This is a genomic window from Pseudomonas sp. Z2-11, assembly GCF_054161305.1.
Genome location: NZ_CP096395.1, coordinates 2,369,966 through 2,391,619, shown reverse-complemented (window position 1 = coordinate 2,391,619; position 21,654 = coordinate 2,369,966). Strand labels below are relative to the sequence as shown.

Genomic DNA, 21,654 nt, shown 5'->3' with positions numbered 1-21,654 from the left:
GGGTCTCGTTGCAGCAGATTAAATGGATACGTCTACGCGGAAGTAGATCGGCGCTTCGCGCTCGGTCAGAGCATCCGGGCGTTCCAGGGAATGGGCGAAGGTGACGCTGGCGCTCAGGTGCTCGCCACGGGCAAACAACTCCAGCGAGTTGCTCGACATGCGCCCGTGCTGATCGTCGTTGTAGCGATCGCCACGGATCACGCCTTGGTCATAACCGAGGCTGGTGCCGTATTCGGCGAACACCGGGCGCAGCCACTCCAGCGTCACCGGGCGGCTCCAGCGCAGGTCGTTGCGCCAGTAGCCGCCGCTGTCACCGGACAACGATTGGTCCTTGTAGCCACGAATCGACGACTGCCCGCCCAGGCTCATGCGCTGCGGGCTGAACAGCACGTCTTCGCTGCGCTGGCCGGTCATCAGGCTGCTGAAGCTGAACGACTCGCCCCACAACTTGAAGGGTTGCAGGTAGCTGGCGGTGGCCGTGTATTTTCGGTAACGCGCGTCGGCCTGGCCGGGGCCCGGGTCGTTATCACCCTGGGCATCGAAGGCACCGATGCCTTGCTGCACGCCCAGGTCCAGGTTGACGAAGGCGCTGCCGATCCGGCGGCCATGGTTGATGCCGAATTGGCCTTCGCTGAGGCGATTGCTGCTGACATCGAGCTTGCTGTCTTCGATGAAATTGTTGGTGCGCAGGTACGCCAGGCCCGTGTTGAGGGAGGTCTTGCTGACGGCGTCACGGTGAATCACCCGTTCGACGCGCAGCTGATGGTTCTGGCTGTCGCCGGTCTGCTTGAAGTTGAAGCCGTTGGCCGGGATCTGCGAGCGATACTCGCTCTGGCTGTAGGTGTAGCTGAAGTTCCACCAGCCCCAGGGCAGGTTGTAATAAAGCATGGCGTTGTTGGAGGTGTGCTGGTGGTCGGTCATCGCGTCGTGACCGCCGCGCAACATCAACTGGTCGGCCAACCCCAGCGGGCTGTCCCATTCAAAGCTGGTGCCCCACTGTTGCTCGCCGGTGCTGCGCTGGCCGTCGTTGCTGCGGGACAGGCCGGCACGCCAGGGCTTTTGCGGATCGTTGGTCACCTGTACTTCACTGCCACCGACGTTCTGGCCGGGAGTCAGCTCCATTTTTGCCTGGTTCGAGGGCAGGCGATTGAGCTGGTCCACCAGTTGTTCGATTTCCCGCAGGTTGACCAACTCGCCGGTCTTGCCGGGAAACGCCATCGCCAGCTCCAGCGGTGATAACCGGCTGTTCTCGGCGCCCTTCAGGCCTTCCAGACGCCCTTCCACCACCAACACACTCAAATGCCCGGCGGACAGATCCTGTTGCGGCAGGTAGGCGCGACTGGTGACCAAGCCTTTTTCGATGTAATGGTCGGTGATGACTTTGAGCAGTTCGTTGAGCTGCGGCACGCCCAGGCATTGGCCGATGTAGGGTTTGAGCAACTGCTCGCGCTCGCTGGCGGACAGGCTGTCGGCGCCTTTGAGTTCGATGGTCTTGATCGTGAAACAGCGAGTCTCGGCGGGCGCCGTCGGCTGGGCCGGTTGCGCCTCCTTGCCTGGCAAGTCCTTGAGTTCCTCGAGACGCCGGCGTTGCTCTTCGAGCAAGCGGTTCTGGCGCTCGCGGATCAGGTCGGTGTCACCGGGCGTCGGCGCGGCGAGAGCAAGGGTAAGCGGAGAGAGGCACAGCAAAGCCAGGCACAACCTCGCCGCAGTAATAAGTAAGCACATGTTCATCCCTGTGTCGTGGCTTTTTGATATCACGACAAGAGAGGCATGCTAGGCATTTGCCAGACGACTTCAATTACAGTTGTGTGAATTATTTATTTCTTCCGCCAATCGCGGCCACGAGAAAGAAAACTTGAGCCCAGATAGCGGGGCTCCAGCGACGTTCTACTCAGAGTTTGCAGGAAGGAAGATGAAGCACTTGTGCTGAGAGAAAATACTCCGAGGGATGTGCTCAAATGATTCTTAAGCTTGAGGGTCTTCGTGGAGTGGCTCGTGGAGCTGTTCGAAAGCAAGGGATTGCGCTGACGGCCCAGGATAACCCTGGCGTAACAACCCTGAAAAACACAGTCTTTATCACAAAAATAGAGATGGGAGGGATATAACAAGAAACATCCTCCGGGCTGGGTTGGAACCCTAGCAGCGACCACTTTCGGCCAATTACTGCCCGTCAGTCTGGAAGAACCGACTTTTTCAACAGAATCGGCCAGAAACTGCCTCTCAGAAGGCTAATGCTAAGCGGTCACTCGTTAAACAAGGTCCAGCCCTGGCAAATGCCGACAAAGTCTTTTGCCGTAAAAAATAATGTCAGTTCCTCTGGGTCGAATTCTTTGTGAAAATCGGGGCCAGACCACAATTTTATAACCGTGGTCTGCCCCCGATCTCTCTGCGAGATTGGCCCGACGCTTCTGGAAATTAATGGCTGCTCAAAACCAAATTATTGCTACCCATGAGCGCATTGAAAATAGGCACAATAGCTCGCTAGGCTTCCTCTATTAACAGACGGATTCGTTCATGCATCACCGCATCCACGCCGCTTACCATCAAGCGGCCTTCTCCCGCAGCACTTGCGCGTGGTTGACCATTGACGATGTGGCCATCGAGCAATGGTTGGCCTCCCACCTGAATGACGCCAGTGTCGCCCTGCTTGGGCTTTCCTTAATGTGGTTAATGGATGAGGAAGAAGATGCCCTCGCCAGGCGTCGCTTCATTCCCGGCGAGGACGGCAGTTCCACCCTTGTACCACTGCTGGTGTGCAGCGATGATATGGACTTCGACTGCACCGTGCTGATGGTCGAACAGGTTATCGACGGCGACACCGTGCATTGGCGGCGTTTCGGCTGGAGCGCTTCCGGCAAGCTGGAAGTGGGTATTTCTACTCGCTGGAACGCGGAAAACCAGCCGGTAAGCTTTTCCCTTGAGGAGTTCCGCGCAGCGCTGGAGACGTTCGACAAACTGCAGAAGGAACCGCCGAGTCAATGAGGGGCACGAATTTTAAGCAGCAACTTCCCGAGCCCGACGATGCTGCTAAGGTGAAGCTTCACAAGCTGTTGGCTGCAGGCACAATTTTGTCAGTGATGAATAAGACCAAATGGGCCGAGCTGATCGAGGCAATGCTTCGCTCACCGCAAATGCAACCAGAATTCAGACTGCACAGTGTTTTAGCGCCGAGCGGCTATTGCACAAACTGGGATGGCGACTGGCATTACCACATCCATCCGGTAGCGGAAATCGAGTGGATCGAACTCAGAGCGGTTTCGCTCGATTGGTTGCTGTCCACGCTAAGAAAACACAACATCTCGTTTTCGATCGAAGGCGAAACGCCTCGTGTATGGGGCTATACCAGACTTGGCATGCAGCCTGTTTGGTGCTGAACTCAAACGTTTTAAACGACGGCTTTCGGCCCAGGAGAGACCAACCACAAACAAGCCGGATTGGTCCCAGTAAACTGCGTACTCACCCAAGGCCGCCCCTGGGGTTCCAGCATGAACATAGTGATAGACACCAGACCAGATGATGTTCTCAGGCTCGAACATCTCTTGGAGGGATACAACTATACCGTCTGGATAAATACCTACGGCCCTCTTGGTATAAACCAAACTCTCGAAGAGGCCCTTCGTAGTTCTGTTTCCAAAGATTGTGTCGTGGGTAATACGACCTCAGTGTCTGTGGAGGGTGCCAGAAGCCAGGTACTGGAGCTGCTGCTTCACACGGGCGATGGCGGTTATGGGCCACTGGATCTGTTGACTAAGCGCTCGGAAATCCTGTCTTTAGCCGAAGCCTTGTTCCAATCAGTGAATCTCGATCAGGCCGAAAACGTAGCCTCATTCTGGCTTGCAAAAGGTCACCCAGCCTACCCAGTGTTTTGGGAGTTTTCGTTCGATATCCATACTTTGGGGCAACGATGGATTCTTATGGGCAGCAGCAGTGATTAGCTCAAATGGCGCCCGCTGTTGCTCGATTATGATCGGCTATTTTTCGGAGCCGTTGTACGCGTCATACTTGGAAACCGTGCCTGCGCAATGTGCGTATGGAAACGAGTAAGCGGTTGGAGCCTTTAGAATCTTCTTCGAGCGCTAGCGCTCTTTTGGTCGAGCTCTGCCTGTCATTATGGGGCTATCGGCCAGAAGAGGACGTTCTGACGTTCCTGAGAAAACCGACAAGGAGAAAGGGGCAATGGACTGTCTACGTGTCTGGCTATCACCGCCAGGCAGTGGCCGGACTCGATTCCAAGATACCCATTCTCAACAGCAGCTACGACAACAAAGGAGCATGCGGTTCTGTGCCAGCTTTGGACGCCGGTGACGGCACGTTGCTGACGCAATGCTCAGCAATCCTCGCGTATTTGGCACACACCTACTCAAATGGCACTGGCTGACGACGAGACGCCGCTCGCACAGGCCCATCTAGGGCGCTGGTCGTCGTTCCTCACGGGTGATGTCCATCCCGCTTTTTCCCCCATTTTCATGCCCCCAGCGCTACAAAAAGCGAACGATGAGAGCTCACTCGCATAAGTGCGAGCAGCTGGTTCCATGCTTGTGCGAAAGCGTCTCGATTCACTCGAAGCGCATCTCCTCGGGTGAACGTGCATCGTTGGAAACAGCCGAACCTATATCGACGCTTGTTCGGTACCGATGATTCGCTGGGCATCGACCGTGCGGCCAGGCGGTTTGGCCGACTGGCTCGCGGTGAAGGCCCATCATGATCGAATGCTCGCAGAGGTCGGGGCCCAACGAGCGATGCGCGATGAAGAGTTAATTTAGACTGAAGTAGCCGCGGCCACCGCGCAAACCATTTGCTCGCGCTCAGCGTGCTCAGGACTCACGCGTCGCGTTGGATCGTGAGCATAATTTCAGGCGTCTAGGCTACGGGAATCAATGGATGGCTGGAATATTCCCTTAAAAAAACCGGCGCGTGCCGATGAGGGTGGGAACAACGGCAGATATCGGGAGAAGATATCCATCACTGATGCGTATCTGGTCGTGCCACTATGAGAAACCGTCTCTTTATTACTTAAATCTGAGTGAAGAAGCGCTACGGCCATCTTGATCGTCGCAGTGACGGCGCTGCGGCTATCTAAATGTCTGACCAGCGTTTTTATTGCCAATCAGGCCTCGATCCCAAAACGGCTCACCTCCAAACGTCTCGACGAGAAAGTCGATGAATGCCCGAGCCCGCGCGCTTTGGTTACGCCTCGATGGATGCACCGCATACATTGCCATCGGTGGTCTCATATGCTGAGCGAGAACGACCGAAAGCTCTCCACGCCGAACCGCCTCGTGGGCAATGAAGGTGGGAAGTACCGCCACACCGAGGCCTGCGACGGCCGCTTCCCGAATGGCATCGCCGTTAGCGAAATCAAGCCGACTGGTAACTGAAGGCACAACGTCGCCGGTGAACTTCCAATAATGAGCTTCCTCGACGTTCGAGTAGGTTACCCCTGGAAAGCGAGAAAGCTCTTCAGGCCGTTGTGGGGTGCCGAGACGCTCAAGTAGCGCCGGACTGGCGACGCAAACATGCCGGACAGTAACGAGCCGCCGCGCCACAAGCGAGGAGTCTGGAAGATGCGCGATGCGGATGGCGAGATCGAAACCATTGCGTATGAGGTCGACCGTCCGATCATCGGTGTCGATAGAGAGCGAGACGGCAGGATGGCGTTCCAGGAATCGACCTACTGCTGGGGCTAGGCAATGCGAGGTGAACGAGACCGGGGCTGCAATGCGAATGCGCCCCCGCAAATCCTTACTTGCGCTCGATGCCGCTTCCTCTGCTTCTTCGAGTCCCGCCAAAAGCTCGACGGCCCGATCATGGAACTCACGTCCTGCTTCTGTGAGCTCGACTCGGCGAGTCGTTCGGTCAAAAAGCCTCGCACCAAGTCTGTCCTCGAGATCTCGAACTCGACGACTTACCGCTGACTTGACCACTCCTAGGCGGTCCGCGCCCGCAGCAAATCCGCCGGCAGAGACGACGGCAACAAACGCTCGCATATCTTCAAATCGGTCGGCCATTTATGGATTCTGAAGGCCGGTTGATCGTTAATCAAGCTAACAGTAAGTGTGGATGCCGATAACTGGTGACATGTGCCGCGGGGTCAGACGGCAGCTCGTAAGGGAGGCTCCCTTGAAGAGCAGTCCGGCGGCTGTCAGTTCGAGCTCATTTCCGGGCCCTTCGCCGAATAAGGTATGTGCTCCAAGAGAGAACAGTGAGTGCTCGCGATGGTAGTGTCTCGAGAACCAAAACTGACGTAGTTTGGCGGCAGTTTTGGGGAGGCTGACCGCGGAGAAAAATACGACAGCCAGGATTCAGCGGTTGCTCGTCAGTGCGCAGTCAGCGTCGCCTCTAGAGAAGCAAGCCTCATTCAAGGGAAATGTCATGCCAAATTCAAGTGTCGCCGTGAGCGTCGCCTCTCGACTCGCCCAAGCTGGGGCTGTGGCTTACGTTATTTGGGCGCTGCTTCACCTCCATGCCGCTTGGTCTGTCTACCAGCTAGGCCAGTCGATGGCTGAAGGAATGCCAAGAGGTCGCGTACTGCAGGACGCTTGGAATCTTCTGTGGCTTTCAATCATCGCGCTCATCGTCGCAGTCTTTCTGAATTGGCGTAACGACATTCGCGGGTGGTGGATAAACCTTGTGGTCATTAGTGTGGTCGACTTGGGCTTCATCTTTTACGTGCTAATTCCAGGCTACGTTCCAATGTGGCCCGGCCTAGCGGGCCCACTGTTCTGGACTCTGGGGCTCACACTGTCGAGCCTGGGGCTACGCCGAGCAGTGGGCGCCGTGTGATGCCTCATTTTACCTAATCGCGACATCTTAGCCGCTCGGGCCCGAACACGGCCCGACGATTAAAGAGCAAATATGCTTTAAGCCGTTCGATATGTGTATGTCGATCTGGACCGAATTCGCCTGAAGAAATTCGGCACGAGCTGTTTTTCCATTTCAACCAACCAGGATAGCTATCCATGACAAGCGAAACGATCCGTAACCCACATACCGACCATCTCATCACTCCCGAGAACTCAGCTCTTCTTATAATTGATTATCAGCCGATTCAGGTCTCCTCAATTCGCTCGATGCCGCGCGAAGAGCTGGTCTTCAACATCACAAGCCTTGCAAAGGCTGCAATGAACTATGGCGTTCCGGTCATTCATACGACGGTGAACGTCTCGTCCGGCCTTAACAAGCCACCGATCCAGCAATTGCAGGACGTCCTCGGTCACCTGCCGACCTACGACCGCACTACAGTTAATGCCTGGGAAGATGTCGAATTCAAACAGGCGGTCAAAGCGCTCGGGCGCCGCAAACTGATCGTTACCGCCCTGTGGACGGAAGTGTGCTTAGCGTTCCCTGCGCTTGACGCGCTGCTGGAAGGCTATGAGGTATACGTCCCCGTGGACGCAGTCGGCGGTACCTCGGTCGCGGCCCACGAGGCTGGTCTCCGACGCATTGAGCAAGCTGGCGGCAAGATGACCAGCCGCGTTCAGTTGTACTGCGAATTCCAACGCGATTGGGCTCGTAAGGAAACCGTCCCGGGCTTCATGGAAGTTTTCCAAAGCTATGACGGTTTCAACCCGGAGAAAGCCGCCGCTGAGGTCGCCAACTAAGCCCGGTCTTACGCTCGGATGGACAGTAGCGGCGGCACGAGCCGCCGCCGCTACCTAGCGACGAGGATATCTGGGCACGTTTTTTCCATCACGTTGGGGCCCACCCCAACGCAGGCCTGGATGACGAAATTTGCCGAGACAGGTCGACGCCTTCGACTGTCGCGCAAATGGCCTGAATTAAGTTTGGCGAGGAGAAAACCAATGATGGAATCGGAAGCCGCGCATCACGGTCTTAGCCTAGCTACTCCGCTTGTTTTCTTGGGTGCGGCGGTTCTCGCCGTTCCGATCTCCCGCTTGTTCAAACTGGGAGCCGTAATTGGGTATCTGGCGGCCGGTATAGCGGTAGGGCCATCAGGACTCGGTCTGATCGAAGATCCCGCTTCCGTGTTGACGCTGGCCGAATTAGGTGTCGTGCTGCTCCTCTTCATAATCGGCCTCGAACTGAAGCCCAGCCAGTTATGGGCGATGCGTCGAGACATCGCCGGCCTTGGGCTGTGCCAGGTGCTTTTATGTGGTGCTGTATTGGCCGGGCTCGCCATGCTCGCTGGCCTTAGCTGGCAGGCAGCTCTTATCGCTGGGGCGGGCATGGGTTTGTCTTCGACGGCGTTTGCGGTTCCGCTAATGGAGGATCGCAACGAACTGGCTTCATCCTATGGGCAGCGTGCGTTTTCCATTCTACTTTTGCAAGATCTGGCGATCGTTCCACTGCTCGCTTTAGTCACTGTGCTCTCGCCTGTAACCGCCGAGGCTGGCGTCACGTCCGAGTGGCTCGCAGGCGTCACCATGGTAGCCGCAGTAGCGGCAGTAGTTGTAGTGGGCAAGTACGCCCTAAATCCGGTATTCAAAATGCTGGCGAAAACGGGGTCGGGCGAGATCATGACCGCCTCCGCCTTGCTAGTGGTCCTTGGTGCCGCGGCAATAATGCAAATTGCGGGACTCTCGATGGCAATGGGCGCGTTCCTTGCTGGCGTCTTGCTTGCGGAGTCTCGCTTTCGACACGAACTCGAAGCCAACATCGAGCCTTTCCGTGGGCTTCTTCTTGGTCTCTTCTTTATAGCCGTTGGCATGGGGATCGATCTTAGGTTGGTGACCGCTAATACAGCTGTCATTGCGAGCGCAGTACTGACGCTCATGATTGTAAAGACCGTTCTGATAGTCGGACTGGCACGATTGACTGGGTCGGACTGGCGAGATGCCCTAAAGATAGGCTCCGTCTTGTCGCAGGGCGGTGAATTCGCCTTCGTACTTTTCGCAGCCGCCGCCGCGAGTCTCATCATCCCGTCGGACATTGCAGCGATCCTGATAGCAGTAGTTACCTTCTCATTGGCACTCACGCCCTTGGTGTTCGGACTTGCTAACCGTTTTACGAAGCCCTCCGCCACCGCGAGCCAAACGACGAACTTTCCCGCCGCTACCGGTAATGCTTTGGTCATCGGTTTTGGCCGGTTCGGGCAGGTCGTCTCCCAGATCCTTATGATCCGGGGCGTACACCTAACGATGATTGATTATCGTGTCGAAGCCATTAATGCTGCTGAACGCTATGGCATGAAGATCTATTACGGTGACGGCACCAGGCTCGACATTTTGAAAGCCGCAGGCGCAAGCCGGACTGAGCTCATTTGCGTCTGCGTTGATGACACCGAAGCGACGTTAAAAATAGTCGATTTCTGTCGCGAGCATTTTCCAATGGCCAAGTTAATGGTTCGTTCGGTCGACCGCGGCCACAGCCTCGTTCTGGCAGGGCGCGATGTGGATTATCAAATTCGCGAAACCTTTGAGTCCGCCGTGAAGCTAGGCGAGCGTGCGCTAGCGGCACTGGGTACGTCCGACCTCGCTGTTGAAGATTTGATAATTGATTTCCGTCAACGCGACGAGGAGCGCTTCGAGCGCCAGCTTGTGGAAGGAGTTTACGCGGGCGCAGACCTCCTCAAAATCCAAGTCGGAGGCTGAACTAGTTCGTGCTACATGAGCTATCAGAAATAGAATAATACCGGTGTAAATTGCCTTTAATTCTCAATTTTTCTTTTATCCGCTCGCCACCATATGTTGGCCGGGGCTCGACTCAACGCATTCAAACGATAGTTAAATGGAGAAAGCGCATGACCATGTCCAAATCCAAGTTGGTATCTGCAGCAACTACGCTAGCCGCATGCATTTTGACTGCTAACCCTGTGGCAGCACAGTCGATTAGCGAAGCGCAGTCTGCTGCTTCACTCTCAGTTGTCATGGAATTCCTGGCCAATACTGCGCCCGATAAAGTCGAAGCCGCAGCGCAGAGGCTGGCGGCTCCAGACGCAACCTACGTTTCGCTCAACTTCGACAATCCGGAACTTAAAGAAATCCTGCCTTGGACCGGCACAAATAAAGGTCCAAATGCCTTTAGTTCGTTATTCATGCAAGTCTCGGACTACTGGAAGATCGAAGACTTCACAATCTCTACCAAAATTGCCTCCGGCGAGGATGTTGCAATTTTCGGTAAGTTCACCTACCGATCTGTGGCGGTCGGCAAGGTGTTTACATCACCGTTTTCCGTCCACGCCAAGGTTCGTGACGGGAAGATGACTTATTTTCAGTTCATGGAAGATACCTATGCGTCTGCCAGTTCGTTCCGCCAGGCTGGTTCGTGGACCGTGAAGACATCAACGCGTGCAGCCTCCGCTACGGTCGGGGCAAATTGACAACCCCTATCGCGAGGATTGAGCCCGTGCCGGCAGGATTGGCAGAGAGACCCACTTTCCCCCAGTCGGCAGATGGCGCGCAGTTGCGAGAGCAGATGACTGCAAGCGTTTCTTTTTTATATGCGATTGAGGAGACGCGAACGGATTGCAGACCGTTTGGGTAAAGCCTTGTCGACAATCCCCGACAGACAAAAGCCAGAAGTCCGCCATGAGCATCCATACCCCACATCCGTCCAGACATGCGTTGAGTTGAATCGGGGGCGAGTGGCTGGGCTCGGATTTGATCCGCGAGTCCGTCAGTCCGGCCATCTACGATGGTTAGCACCGCGACCGGCAAGGCGATCGCGCTTATCCCGCACCGCACTTCAAGCGCGTTGGACTGGAACCGGGCGGCAAGACTCCATCGATCGGGTTTGACGATACCGATCTCGATCTCGCTCTGCCTATACTCGAGATGTCAGTGACAATGTTCACGGTGCAGTTCTGCGTGACTGGCCAATGCGTGATCGTGCAGGAGGGGACCGCCGACGAGTTTCGCAAACGCTTCGCCGATCGACTGCGCGCGGTGAAAGTGGGAGCTGCTGCGGACCTACCTAGCGAGATGGGCCCGATGATCTACCGCGAGTACGTCGAACGCGTCGATAAAGTGATCGAGCGCGCCATAGCCGAAGGCGCCGAGGTTGTCATGCGAGGCGGTCCGGTTACCGAAGGCCCGTTGTCGAAAGGCGCGTTCTTTCGCCCCACATTTCTGGAAGTGAGCGATCCTTCAACCCCAATCCCTCATTAGCAGTCCTTTAAATGGCTGTAGACCTGCTGCTCGTGTACCTATCTGCCCGTAGCTCTAACCGTCTCGGCTTAATCGGTCGACTGTCCCCTTTTGGCCGATTGCTGCCACTGAATCTCAACAAGTACTCTCTTGACCTACCGCCCTTCAGTTTCCGTCCCTCCCGCTGCTACGCTCTTAAGTCTTCCATTGGAGTCGAAACAATGCCCACCGAATATTCACTTTCTGATGTTCTTGAGCGGCTGTCCCAAAATCAGCTCGCCTTGGAGGCGGCGGTGATGGAGCTGACCTTGAAGGTAGAGGATCAAGGTGCAACAGAGATTGGCGCGAATGTCCGAGGTGCACTTCAGACCCTCGGAGAGAACGCCGGACACATCAAACAGGGCTTGGCTAAGCTGAGAGCCAACGGTCACTGATCTTAACGACCCAATGCACCGGCGAGCTTGATGGCTTTCTTCCCTATACAGTACAAAGACTGAGCAGGCCGAAGCATCAGATTTCTCGCACGCAGCGCGGCGACGTCGTTAAGATACAGGCGCTCAACCTCTAGCTATGAAAGGTGGCGCACCTTGATAATCTTGCCCGAAGCTACCTTATGCTTGGGCTTGGCCATCCGAATAACCGTGTGCTGACCATCGGCTATTGTCTCAACGAGCATGCCATTCCTGATTTCCATCACACTGAGTCCGGCCGCCAGCGTATTGATATAGGCCGCCTTAATCGCGCCTTTCGCCATGGCTGGAATTTTCTCTTCCAGCCGGCTCACCAGTTCATCATTTAACATCTGGTTGACGTCCATACCGAGCTCCGCATTTTAGGCCAGCACGGAGCCAGCCATCATGTTATTGCTGCGTGTTCCGGGACAAGCACCGTCCGCTCCCAGAACGCAAAGAAGACCTATTTGTTGACCGTCGATGCTACGCAAGCCTGTACGGAAGAATCCATCAATGCCCCCATCAAAGCCCGCCGTCTTCAGCAAGATCTAACGACTGAAGAATGGCAATTCCAGCCTCAGAGAGCGGATTCCAGGGACCACTGTTCGGTCATTTCGACTCAGCTTTTTCCCGCAATGATAACGACCCCAATCCGCTCTGCTAGATTGAGCACCGTGTCGAACACAGTCGAGTCGCCGGTCAAGCTGCGTGACGCCCCCTGCGGATGAAGTGCGCCATCGGGAATCCGGTCACCAAAGAGCACCACCGCACGTGCCGAATCATCCTGTCGCGACACCCAAGACAGCCCTTGGGCATCTGGACACTGACGGTGGATTGCCTCGGCCCATTTGCGCGTCGCAGGATATTGATCTTTCTCAGTGTCGATCAATTGTTTGCGCGTGATGCCCAGTTTCCGCAGTGGCACGCTGGACAGATCAACCAGGTGCAGCGGTTGGCTAACCTGGACGGCAGAATGCACCTGTCCAGTCAGCTTGCCTTTGTCGAAGCTCTTAAACCCAGCCGTATGGGGAACGTCGTGGAAGACGGTCTCCATCAAGGCGCAATCGACTGTCGTGCCTCCATACAAGGTGGGAATCGCCCGCCCCTGATCATCCTGGATCGGGCTGAAGCGTGCGTTGCCGTGCACACCAGGATTGAATTGATCAGGCTGATACTTATCCTGGTGCACACGGTGAAGCACATCGCCTTTGGCGATCACGGTGAAAGTGACGTGCAACGTAGCCGCAGGCACTGGGGTAATGGACGCTGCCAAATCCGTGGAAGGCGTCGCCCTACCCTCACTGGACTCGGTACGCTGCTTAGCCATGGACAATGCCTTGGATTTCATCCAGTGCTGCAGCAATCACCCGATCAGGCGCCGATGCCAACAGGTCCTGAGGTCTTTTGCCGCCCAGAAAACTATTATCGGAGCGAAACCAGTAAGCCATCCCCCAGCCGTCCTTGTGGCAAGCGAAAGCCTCAATGATTTTGGCCAGTGCCTTGAACGGCCGATAGCCCGCGTCCGGGTCCAAGCCGTAGCCAGGGAAATAGTCGACCCCACCGTGGCTGATGGCAAAGATCTGCCCCTGCTTTTTCCATTTGTTGGGCTGGGCACTCGGGTTTCTAGTACTCAACTGGGCCACCTGCGCAATATCCGCGGAGGTCAACCAGTCACCGCTTTCCAACACCGCTTTGCGGGCCTGTACCAGCATTGCCGCTTCCTTGAGCAAGCGAGGCGAAGGCGGCTTACGCGTCACAAACACCTCGGCCAGTCGCTCCAGCGACTTCGGGTCCTGACGCTCCTGCAGCACCTCGTACATCGAAGAAGCCACATTGGCGAAGTTTTCCGCCAACGCCTCAAATACGCTGAGGTTGACCTGATCAAAAGACACGACCAGCACTCGGTCCGCATGCGAGCGGCTCAAGCTGGCCCGAGCCTCCTTAGGCGTACCGACCAAAGTGGAGACGCCCGACTGCTCTGTAACGCTCATGGAAATCTCCTCTCCAGTTATCTACGTTATCTACGTTATCTACGTTATCTAATCCTAGCATAGTCGTGATAACCCTAGCTCTAGCCTAAGCTCCATTCATCCGGATGCATAGGTAGGTTTGAGTGGAGCACACCATGCCGTCGATCAGCACGGTGACTCTGGGACGAAAAGTCTAAGGATACGATCTTGGCTTTCAGGTGTGGCGAGCGAGCTAAAGACCAGCAATGGTGGATCGAAAGAGTCGGCATAACCCAATTCAGCACCGCTTGAATTCCCGGGCGGTCCCGCTCCCCTAAGGGCCGAAAATTTGTACCACATCGATCTAAGAAGGTGTTCTCTCCGCCAACAGTTTGGCATTGCGCTCAAGCCGTCGCTGGTCGCGGGGATCGATACCCTCCGCGACCTGCGCCCTGGCGATATCACGCAGAGCGCGAGCATTGCGCAGACCTATTTCAGGATAAGTACCGAGCGAAATACGAGGCTGCTTGCCCGCCCAGGAAAAGCGGAAGTGCCAGCTCTTGGTGCCTTTCGTATTCACGAAAAGTGCGAGGCCATCAAAGTCAGGAAGGGTATAGTTTTTGGCGCGAGGTTTGGCGTGCCGGATCGCCGTATTGGTAAGGACCATCGTACTAACTCCCTCATATGAAATGAAGGTGTGTTGTACAGTTTTCAGAGTACCAAGCTGCTCAAAAAACTGATTTACCAAGCGTCGAATTGATGTACTAAAAAATGTACTAAAAAATCGTGGATACTAATGTATCAGAGTAGACTTTAATGGAACCAAGAAAGAGGCCGAGGCCTCTTTCTTTGACTTCTAAATACTTCAATGGAAGTCTATAGAAAAATAATTGGAGCGGGAAACGAGACTCGAACTCGCGACCCCGACCTTGGCAAGGTCGTGCTCTACCAACTGAGCTATTCCCGCGTCTTGGTGTGGCGCATTCTATAGATTCATAACACGCCGTCAACCCTTTGATTCAAAAAAGTTTTATTTCGGATCAACGTCAGTCCGCAGGTGCGGCCAGGCGGCGCGCAGGTATTGGACCATTGACCACAATGTCAGGCCTGCGGACACCAGCAGCAATGCGTAACCCAACAGCACCCAGAAGCTGAAGTCCGAAGGGTTCGCCAACAGGATAACCAAGGCCAGCATTTGTGCGGCGGTTTTCCATTTGCCCAGGTTCGATACCGCAACCTGGGCACGGGCGCCCAGTTCGGCCATCCATTCGCGGAGGGCCGATACGACTATTTCGCGTCCGATGATCACCGCCGCCGGCAAGGTCAGCCAGAGATTGCCGTGTTCCTGCACCAGCAGCACCAGCGCCACCGCGACCATCAGCTTGTCGGCCACCGGGTCGAGGAACGCGCCGAATGGCGTGCTCTGCTCCAGGCGGCGGGCCAGGTAGCCGTCGAGCCAGTCTGTTGCGGCGGCGAAGGCGAAGACCGAGGCGGAGGCCACGTAGCTCCAGTGGTACGGCAAATAGAACAGCAATATGAAGATCGGGATGAGCAGGACGCGTAGAACGGTAATCAGGTTTGGGATATTCATCGGCACAACTGGCTACGAGGTTGACGGGCATTCTACTCGCTATGCAGGTTCGCATAAATCGACTCTGCGAGCTTTTTACTGATACCGGGTGCTTTGGCTATCTCTTCGATGCTGGCACGAGACAGCTCCTGCAAGCCACCAAAATGTTTCAACAGGTCGCGCCGGCGCGTCGGTCCAACCCCCGCCACGCCTTCCAGCGTGGAAGTACGGCGGGTCTTGCCACGCCGGGCGCGGTGGCCGGTGATCGCGAAGCGGTGGGCTTCGTCGCGGATCTGCTGGATCAGGTGCAGCGCCGGCGAGTCTCCCTTCAGGGTGAATTCGTGGGCCGCGTCGTTCAGGTAAAGGGTCTCGAAACCGGCCTTGCGCGTGGCGCCCTTGGCAACCCCCAGCAGAATCAGATCCGGGACCGACAATTCATTGAGCACGTCGCGGGCCATGGACAACTGGCCCTTGCCACCGTCCACCAGCAGGATGTCCGGCAACTTGCCCTCGCCGTCCTTCAGCTTGCCGAAGCGCCGCATCAGCGCCTGGTGCATCGCCGCATAATCATCGCCCGGGGTAACGCCCTCGATGTTGTAGCGTCGGTAATCGGACTTGATTGGCCCCTCCGGACCAAACACCACGCAAGAGGCTACCGTCGCCTCGCCGCTGGAGTGACTGATGTCGTAGCACTCCAGTCGCTGCGGTGGTTCATCCAGGTTGAGGACATCGGCAAGGGCTTCGAATCGCGCCGCCACATGCTGGCGGTTGGCCAAACGCGCGCCTAGCGCCTGTTCGGCGTTGGTCACGGCCAGTTGCTGCCAGCGCGCCCGAGTGCCGCGCACACGGTGACTGATGGTCAGTTCGCGACCGCGGAGCTTGTCGATGGCCTCGATCAGGGTCGGGAAGTCTTCATGTACCACGTTGACAATCAACTCGCTGGGCAAATCGCGCTCCGGGCTGCTGACGTAGTACTGGCCGAGAAAAGCCGCCATGACTTCGGCCACGTCTTCCTCGATACCCACCTGGGGGAAGAAGTTCTTGCTGCCCAAAACACGGCCGCCGCGCACGCTGATCAGGTGGACGCAGGCGCCGCCGGGGTTGATGAACGCCGCAACGACATCGACATCGCCGCTGCCGCCCTCCATGCTCTGTTGGTCCTGCACCCGGCGCAGCAGCCCGATCTGGTCGCGCAGCTCTGCGGCGCGTTCGAATTCGAGGTTGATCGATGCCTCTTCCATCGCTGCTGACAATTCGTCGGTGAGCGCATTGCTGCGCCCCTCCAGGAACATCACCGAGTGACGTACGTCTTCAGCGTAGATCTCGGGTTCGACAAGCCCGACACACGGGGCCTTGCAGCGCTTGATCTGGTATTGCAGGCACGGCCGGGTGCGGTTCTTGTAGTAGCTGTCCTCGCACTGGCGAACGAAGAAGGTTTTCTGCAGCAGGCTCAGGCTTTCACGAATGGCCCCAGCGCTGGGGTAAGGGCCGAAATACCGCCCCTTGGCCTTCTTGGCCCCGCGATGAATGCTCAGGCGCGGAAACGCTCCGTCCGACAGGAACACGTACGGGTAGGACTTGTCGTCGCGCAGCAGGATGTTATAGGGCGGGCGCCATTCCTTGATCAGCGTCTGCTCAAGCAGCAGTGCTTCCGTTTCGTTGGCCGTGATGGTGGTTTCGATCTGCGCGATGCGCCCCACCAGGGCCGCAGTCTTCGGCGCGAGGCCGGTCTTGCGGAAATAACTGGCCAGGCGCTTCTTGAGATTCTTGGCCTTGCCGACATAAAGCAGGCGCGCGTCGCTGTCGAACATGCGGTACACGCCAGGGCGACCGCTGCAGGTGGACAGAAAAGCGCTGGGATCAAACTGTTCGGTCATTTTCAGGCGCTGGCATCGACCATGCCGTGGCGCACCGCCAGCAGCGTCAACTCGACATCACTGCTGATCGAAAGCTTTTCGAAGATACGGTAACGGTAGGTATTGACGGTCTTGGGTGACAGGCAAAGCTTGTCGGAGATGATCTGGACCTTCTGGCAGCCGACGATCATCAGCGCGATCTGGATTTCCCGCTCGGACAACGCATCGAAGGGCGAGTCGTTGGTCGGCTGGAAAGACTTGATCGCCAGTTGCTGGGCGATCTGCGGGCTGATGTAGCGCTGGCCGGCAAATACCAGGCGAATGGCCTGGACCATCTCGTTCAAGCCGGCGCCCTTGGTCAGGTAACCCGCCGCGCCCGCTTGCAGCAGCCGGGTCGGAAACGGGTCTTCTTCACAGACGGTCACCGCGACAACCTTGATGTCCGGATGGCTGCGCAGCAGTTTACGCGTGGCTTCGAGGCCGCCGATGCCCGGCATCTTGACGTCCATCAGCACCACATCGGGTTTCAACTCCCGCGCCTTGATCAGGGATTCTTCCCCGGACTCGGCCTGGCCAACCACTTGCAGGCCATCGATGTCAGCCAGCATCCGTGTAATGCCCGTACGGACGAGATCATGGTCGTCGACCACTAACACCCTAATCAAGCAGACACCTCACGATTTGGTCTTGTATGGGTTGCCTCACACCTTAGCAAAAAGCATTCGGCAGACCTAGCGCAAAGGGGCAGATAAAAGTTACAACACATCTTCATGAAATCCGACATCCGCAGCCTCAAGCGGCAACGTCCCGCTGCATTCTCAGGAAACATTCATCCTCGCCGACGACCCGCAGCCCCATGCGTTCGTAGAGCTGCCTGGCCGGATTATCCTTGAACACGGTCAGGCGCAACGCGGGGCGACGCTCCACCGCCACCATCCCCCAGACCTGTCCGATCGCCCAGGTTCCGGCCCCCTGCCCATGAAACGCCTTGTCAATCTGCAACTCCCGGATATACAGCGCACGGGCGTCGCGGCTGAGGCTGACGAAACCCAGCGCCTGGTCACCCCGATGGATGATCCAGTTCTGGCGAATCACCCAGGCCAGGTCAAACGCTTCGTCCTGCCACAGCAAATCATGACGCAGATAATAGGGAAGCATATTGCTGCACGTCAGTTGTCGGGCGAATTCGATATCATCGACTTCAGCCGGGCGCCATTCGAACATCATTTTAGACCTCGTCAAAGCGGCACCACCTGCCCTTCCCAGCCGCTGCCCTGGGGACGAGCCGTGACCAGAAGCTCGCCGACGCCTGGCGCCGCGGCTATCAGCGAACCATCGGCCGCCCAGATCGCGCTGCGACCAGCCGACTCCCACCCTCCGGTAGCGCCACCGTGATTGGCCATCAGGACCATCATGGCGTGTTGTCGGGCGTAACCTTGCAGCAACGTCGTGTCCGCTATATAGCCTCCCTCGGTTATCAACACGCCGGCTGCATATAGCGTAGCGCCCTGCTCCGCGGCTGCCGCCGCATGGCTGGCCTGGGAAAAATCGGCGCACACCGCCAACGCCACGCGATCCGCGCCCATCGCCAGGATCGAACCGCCGTGACCGGGCGCGAAAGCGATTTCTTCTCCCGCGTGCAGATGCTGTTTGCTGTAGACCCCAAGGGAGCCATCCGCACCGAGCACCAATGCGCCGATCAGCACCGGGGCGTCGGCCGCGAGGCGAATCGGCATGCCGACCACCGCAGTCAGGCCGAGCTCCCGCGCCAGGTCGCGCAGCGGCTGCAACACAACATCCTCCGGCAAGATAGCCAGTTCCGCGGCCAGCCCTCGCTCGTACCCGGTGAGCGAAAGTTCTGGGAACACCAGCAGCCCCACATTCCGATCGGCGGCGGACTCCATGAAGCGCTGATGATGAATAAGGTTGCCGGCAATGTCCCCTGGAATGGAAATCGATTGGGCGGCAGCAAAGGCTCGGCTCATGGTGCGTCCTTGACGGAGGGGACAAAGCGCTGAGTTTGTCACAAAGCCCGCCGGACTCAAGCGGCGTGGACGGCGTCATCAATCCGATAGGATTTTCTTATTGAACCGGCGCGCCTCGCTCTAGTAAGCTGCGGGTCATTCATCGGAGACAGACCATGTTCAACGCCCTTGCACAGCTTCACACCGCCAGCGCCCTGCGCTCGGTTGCGGCTGCCCGGGTGAGCAGTGTCCAGACTCCGGTCAGCTTTTATTTTGGGTATTGGTTTAGCCACTGGCGCGCCTGATACCCAACCGGCGCCCATTTCAAACGGGTCGCCTACCAGAGTTTTCCAAACCCCCGGTCGGCCTCCCGACCGGGGGTTTTGTTTTTCAGGCCCCAGACAATTGCAGCACCAGACAACTTGAGGATCGAACCATGAACTACGCCACTTATTACCGTTACGACAGTTTTGCCGCCTGGCGATTTACCAGCCACCGCTCGGGACAGCCTGCCGCCTCCGATCGGTCACCTACCGGTGGCATGCCTCCATTGCCGGCCATCACGGCCAATTGTCGAACACCCCAATAGGGCCGGCGCGCGGGAACGAACCCGCTGCTCGCCCAGGAAGCCAGATCATGAATTCGTCCGTTTCTGCTTTGCCACTGTCCACCCTCACGCCTGCCAATGAAGCGCTGACCCTGCGTCTGCCAAGCGCTCTGCAGCTCAAACAGCAATTGCCGCTCGCCACTGCGCTGAGCCAACAGGTCGACACCCATCGCCAAGCGGTGCGTGCGATCCTCGACGGCGAGGACTCCCGCCTGCTGGTCATCGTTGGCCCCTGCTCGATCCACGATCCCGAGTCTGCGCTTGAATACGCTGCCAACCTGGCGCGCCTCGCCCGCGAAGTGAGCGACAGCATGCTGCTGGTCATGCGCGCCTATGTCGAGAAGCCCCGCACCACCATCGGTTGGAAAGGCCTGGCCTACGACCCCGATCTGGACGGCAGCGACGACATGGCTGCCGGCTTGAACCTGTCCCGGGAACTGATGAGAGAGATGCTGCGACTCGGCCTGCCGATCGCCACTGAATTGCTGCAGCCCATGGCCGCTGGCTACTTCGACGACCTGCTCAGTTGGGTCGCCATCGGTGCCCGGACCACGGAATCGCAGATTCACCGGGAAATGGCCAGTGGCCTCGGCATGCCGGTCGGTTTCAAGAACGGCACGGACGGCGGGGTCGGCATCGCCTGCGACGCCATGCGCTCCGCCGCCCACCCTCACCGGCATTTCGGCGTCGACAGCCAGGGGCACCCGGCGATCGTCCAGACCCAGGGCAACCCCGACACTCACCTGGTGCTGCGCGGCGGCCATCGCGGGCCTAACTATGATCGCCAGAGCGTGGCGCAGATACACGACGACCTCACCCGCCTTAAGATCCCGGCCCGGATCATGGTCGATTGCAGCCATGCCAACAGCGGCAAGGACCCGTTGCGCCAGCCGCAGGTGTTCAATGACGTATTGGAACAGCGTCTACAAGGAAACCGTGCCCTCATTGGCATGATGCTGGAAAGCCATCTGTTTGAGGGTTGCCAACCATTGGGGCCGACGATGCGCTACGGCGTGTCGGTGACCGATGGATGCCTTGGCTGGGAGGCCACCGAGCAACTGCTGCGCCAGGCCGATCACTCGTTGCGATTGCAGGCCTGACGCACCCGACAGGCCCTCCGTGAAGGGAGGGCCTCGCTCAACCAGGCGCCCGGGTACGCACCTCGATAGTGATTTCCACAGACCGCTGGCTGACATCGTCCAGTCGTTCCACCTGATAAAACAGTTGTACCAGCCTGTTTCGCTGCTCCTGCCAATAGGCGGCCGGCACCTCGAAGACAAGCGGCTGGCCGACCATCGCCTCGGTGATTTCCCGCTCCTGCACATGGGTATAGGTCCCGTTGCATTGCAGGCCGACCCATTCGCCCGCCGCCAGTCCGGTGCCATCGATGACCACCGTCACCGGGCCTTGCAGCGTTTCGATATCGAGCCCTCCTTCGTTCAGCGCCGCGACCTGGGGCGCCTTCAGCGCAGGGCGCACCAAGGGGCCGATATGCATCGACAAAGACTCGGCCTGGCGTGCCGAGCGGCCATGCCTGACAACATAGCCCAGGCTCAACCGGTGGCCGACATACGGGGCCAGGTGCGAATAATCGATCCAGAATGACACTTCACGCCCCAATACATGCTCCTCGATGTGCAGCACGTCATGCCAAAGCGCCTTGGAATCCTGGCTGACAGTCAAGGCCAGCCGATCACCGACCGCCATCCTCGAATAAGGCCGAATGGTCACCCGCGTTCCTTCCGGCACCCGGGCGGGATCGAGGCTGCCACCCACCGCATCATCGGCAATCGGCGGCAACAGCAGCTCGGACCTGTCGCCGACTTCAAGCTGCAGGGCTTGCGACCTCAGCACGCCGGGGATCCACTTTCCGGCTACCTGATAGGAGATCTCCAGCGAACCTCCGTCGAGCTCGGCGATATGCGGTTCACGAACAATAAAAACCACGTCCCGTCCGACCTGCCGCTCGGTGATAAACCTGCTGGTTTCATGCCGGTAGGGGTCGCCTTCGTTATTGAGCCCATGCCAACGCAGCCGCACTTCATCACCACTCGTCATCGTCGGATACGGCTTGATCGTGATCACGGCCTTGTTCCAGGCCGGATCCACCACGCCTCCCTTGGCCTTCGCCAGGGAAGGCGCTGGCAGTCTCGCACAGCATGGCTCACTACTGTCCTGCGGCGATGGGTAAGTCTTCATTTTCACGTTCCA

At 57.7% G+C, this 21,654-nt stretch carries 21 protein-coding genes, 1 tRNA gene and 1 pseudogene; 10 read left to right on the top strand and 13 right to left on the bottom strand.

What is annotated here, in order from left to right; genetic code table 11:
- Positions 1 to 18 precede the first annotated feature (18 nt).
- Positions 19 to 1,725, bottom strand: coding sequence for a ShlB/FhaC/HecB family hemolysin secretion/activation protein (locus M1E16_RS10845; RefSeq protein ID WP_458129874.1), 1,707 nt, complete (start codon positions 1,723 to 1,725; stop codon positions 19 to 21).
- 789 nt (positions 1,726 to 2,514) lie between these two features.
- Here M1E16_RS10845 and M1E16_RS10840 point away from each other — a divergent pair.
- The 3 genes from M1E16_RS10840 to M1E16_RS10830 all read left to right on the top strand — a co-directional run bounded on the left by M1E16_RS10840 (position 2,515) and on the right by M1E16_RS10830 (position 3,935).
- Entirely contained in the window at positions 2,515 to 2,982 is a 468-nt protein-coding gene (locus M1E16_RS10840; protein ID WP_153838023.1) for a hypothetical protein, read from the top strand.
- Positions 2,979 to 3,374, top strand: coding sequence for a DUF6678 family protein (locus M1E16_RS10835; protein WP_458129873.1), 396 nt, complete (start codon positions 2,979 to 2,981; stop codon positions 3,372 to 3,374). The genes M1E16_RS10840 and M1E16_RS10835 overlap by 4 nt, the downstream gene beginning before the upstream one ends.
- 111 nt (positions 3,375 to 3,485) lie before the next feature.
- Positions 3,486 to 3,935 carry a hypothetical protein gene (locus M1E16_RS10830; protein ID WP_458129872.1) on the top strand — a complete coding sequence of 150 codons (450 nt, stop codon included), beginning with the start codon at positions 3,486 to 3,488 and terminating at the stop codon, positions 3,933 to 3,935.
- 1,137 nt (positions 3,936 to 5,072) lie between these two features.
- On the opposite strand, the gene M1E16_RS10825 is transcribed toward M1E16_RS10830, so the two are convergent.
- Positions 5,073 to 6,008, bottom strand: a complete 936-nt coding sequence (locus M1E16_RS10825; RefSeq protein WP_458129871.1) for a LysR family transcriptional regulator — start codon at positions 6,006 to 6,008, stop codon at positions 5,073 to 5,075.
- Between the two features lie 951 nt (positions 6,009 to 6,959).
- Here M1E16_RS10825 and M1E16_RS10820 point away from each other — a divergent pair.
- The 5 genes from M1E16_RS10820 to M1E16_RS10800 all read left to right on the top strand — a co-directional run bounded on the left by M1E16_RS10820 (position 6,960) and on the right by M1E16_RS10800 (position 11,479).
- Complete coding sequence (locus M1E16_RS10820) at positions 6,960 to 7,601, top strand: hydrolase (protein ID WP_434652425.1); 642 nt, start codon at positions 6,960 to 6,962, stop codon at positions 7,599 to 7,601.
- A 201-nt stretch (positions 7,602 to 7,802) separates the two neighbouring features.
- Entirely contained in the window at positions 7,803 to 9,551 is a 1,749-nt protein-coding gene (locus M1E16_RS10815) for a monovalent cation:proton antiporter-2 (CPA2) family protein (RefSeq protein WP_458129870.1), read from the top strand.
- A 149-nt stretch (positions 9,552 to 9,700) separates the two neighbouring features.
- Positions 9,701 to 10,279, top strand: coding sequence for a nuclear transport factor 2 family protein (locus M1E16_RS10810; protein WP_458129869.1), 579 nt, complete (start codon positions 9,701 to 9,703; stop codon positions 10,277 to 10,279).
- 379 nt (positions 10,280 to 10,658) lie between these two features.
- On the top strand, positions 10,659 to 11,066 hold the full coding sequence (locus tag M1E16_RS10805) for an aldehyde dehydrogenase family protein (protein WP_458130308.1): 408 nt from the start codon (positions 10,659 to 10,661) through the stop codon (positions 11,064 to 11,066).
- 200 nt (positions 11,067 to 11,266) lie between these two features.
- Positions 11,267 to 11,479: a hypothetical protein gene (locus tag M1E16_RS10800; RefSeq protein WP_458129868.1), complete on the top strand. Its 213-nt coding sequence runs from the start codon at positions 11,267 to 11,269 to the stop codon at positions 11,477 to 11,479.
- Positions 11,480 to 11,613: 134 nt separating this feature from the next.
- Here M1E16_RS10800 and M1E16_RS10795 read toward each other — a convergent pair whose 3' ends face one another.
- The 10 genes and pseudogenes from M1E16_RS10795 to M1E16_RS10750 form a co-directional block, all read right to left on the bottom strand.
- Positions 11,614 to 11,862 (bottom strand): hypothetical protein, encoded by a 249-nt coding sequence (locus tag M1E16_RS10795; RefSeq protein WP_458129867.1) that lies wholly within the window; start codon positions 11,860 to 11,862, stop codon positions 11,614 to 11,616.
- A gap of 254 nt (positions 11,863 to 12,116) precedes the next feature.
- Complete coding sequence (locus M1E16_RS10790; protein ID WP_458129866.1) at positions 12,117 to 12,824, bottom strand: RES family NAD+ phosphorylase; 708 nt, start codon at positions 12,822 to 12,824, stop codon at positions 12,117 to 12,119.
- Complete coding sequence (locus M1E16_RS10785) at positions 12,817 to 13,488, bottom strand: hypothetical protein (protein ID WP_458129865.1); 672 nt, start codon at positions 13,486 to 13,488, stop codon at positions 12,817 to 12,819. Before M1E16_RS10785 ends, M1E16_RS10790 begins: the two co-directional genes overlap by 8 nt.
- Positions 13,489 to 13,825: 337 nt before the next feature.
- Positions 13,826 to 14,113, bottom strand: a pseudogene (locus M1E16_RS10780) (Arm DNA-binding domain-containing protein); the annotation flags it as partial.
- 224 nt (positions 14,114 to 14,337) lie between these two features.
- A tRNA-Gly gene (locus tag M1E16_RS10775) sits at positions 14,338 to 14,413 on the bottom strand.
- Positions 14,414 to 14,476: 63 nt separating this feature from the next.
- Complete coding sequence (pgsA, locus tag M1E16_RS10770; protein WP_030141409.1) at positions 14,477 to 15,037, bottom strand: CDP-diacylglycerol--glycerol-3-phosphate 3-phosphatidyltransferase; 561 nt, start codon at positions 15,035 to 15,037, stop codon at positions 14,477 to 14,479.
- Positions 15,038 to 15,069: 32 nt separating this feature from the next.
- Complete coding sequence (gene uvrC, locus M1E16_RS10765; RefSeq protein WP_305495279.1) at positions 15,070 to 16,893, bottom strand: excinuclease ABC subunit UvrC; 1,824 nt, start codon at positions 16,891 to 16,893, stop codon at positions 15,070 to 15,072.
- Between the two features lie 2 nt (positions 16,894 to 16,895).
- Positions 16,896 to 17,537 (bottom strand): response regulator transcription factor GacA, encoded by a 642-nt coding sequence (gacA, locus tag M1E16_RS10760; RefSeq protein ID WP_003200277.1) that lies wholly within the window; start codon positions 17,535 to 17,537, stop codon positions 16,896 to 16,898.
- Between the two features lie 127 nt (positions 17,538 to 17,664).
- Entirely contained in the window at positions 17,665 to 18,099 is a 435-nt protein-coding gene (locus M1E16_RS10755) for a GNAT family N-acetyltransferase (RefSeq protein ID WP_434694966.1), read from the bottom strand.
- Positions 18,100 to 18,110: 11 nt separating this feature from the next.
- Positions 18,111 to 18,857 (bottom strand): carbon-nitrogen hydrolase family protein, encoded by a 747-nt coding sequence (locus M1E16_RS10750; protein ID WP_458129864.1) that lies wholly within the window; start codon positions 18,855 to 18,857, stop codon positions 18,111 to 18,113.
- A gap of 155 nt (positions 18,858 to 19,012) precedes the next feature.
- Here M1E16_RS10750 and M1E16_RS10745 point away from each other — a divergent pair, with 155 nt between their 5' ends.
- A complete protein-coding gene (locus tag M1E16_RS10745; protein ID WP_434694969.1) occupies positions 19,013 to 19,141 on the top strand; it encodes a hypothetical protein in 129 nt (42 codons plus the stop codon).
- A gap of 331 nt (positions 19,142 to 19,472) precedes the next feature.
- On the top strand, positions 19,473 to 20,543 hold the full coding sequence (locus tag M1E16_RS10740) for a 3-deoxy-7-phosphoheptulonate synthase (protein WP_458129863.1): 1,071 nt from the start codon (positions 19,473 to 19,475) through the stop codon (positions 20,541 to 20,543).
- Between the two features lie 37 nt (positions 20,544 to 20,580).
- Here M1E16_RS10740 and M1E16_RS10735 read toward each other — a convergent pair whose 3' ends face one another.
- Positions 20,581 to 21,642 carry a hypothetical protein gene (locus M1E16_RS10735; protein WP_458130307.1) on the bottom strand — a complete coding sequence of 354 codons (1,062 nt, stop codon included), beginning with the start codon at positions 21,640 to 21,642 and terminating at the stop codon, positions 20,581 to 20,583.
- Positions 21,643 to 21,654 lie beyond the last annotated feature (12 nt).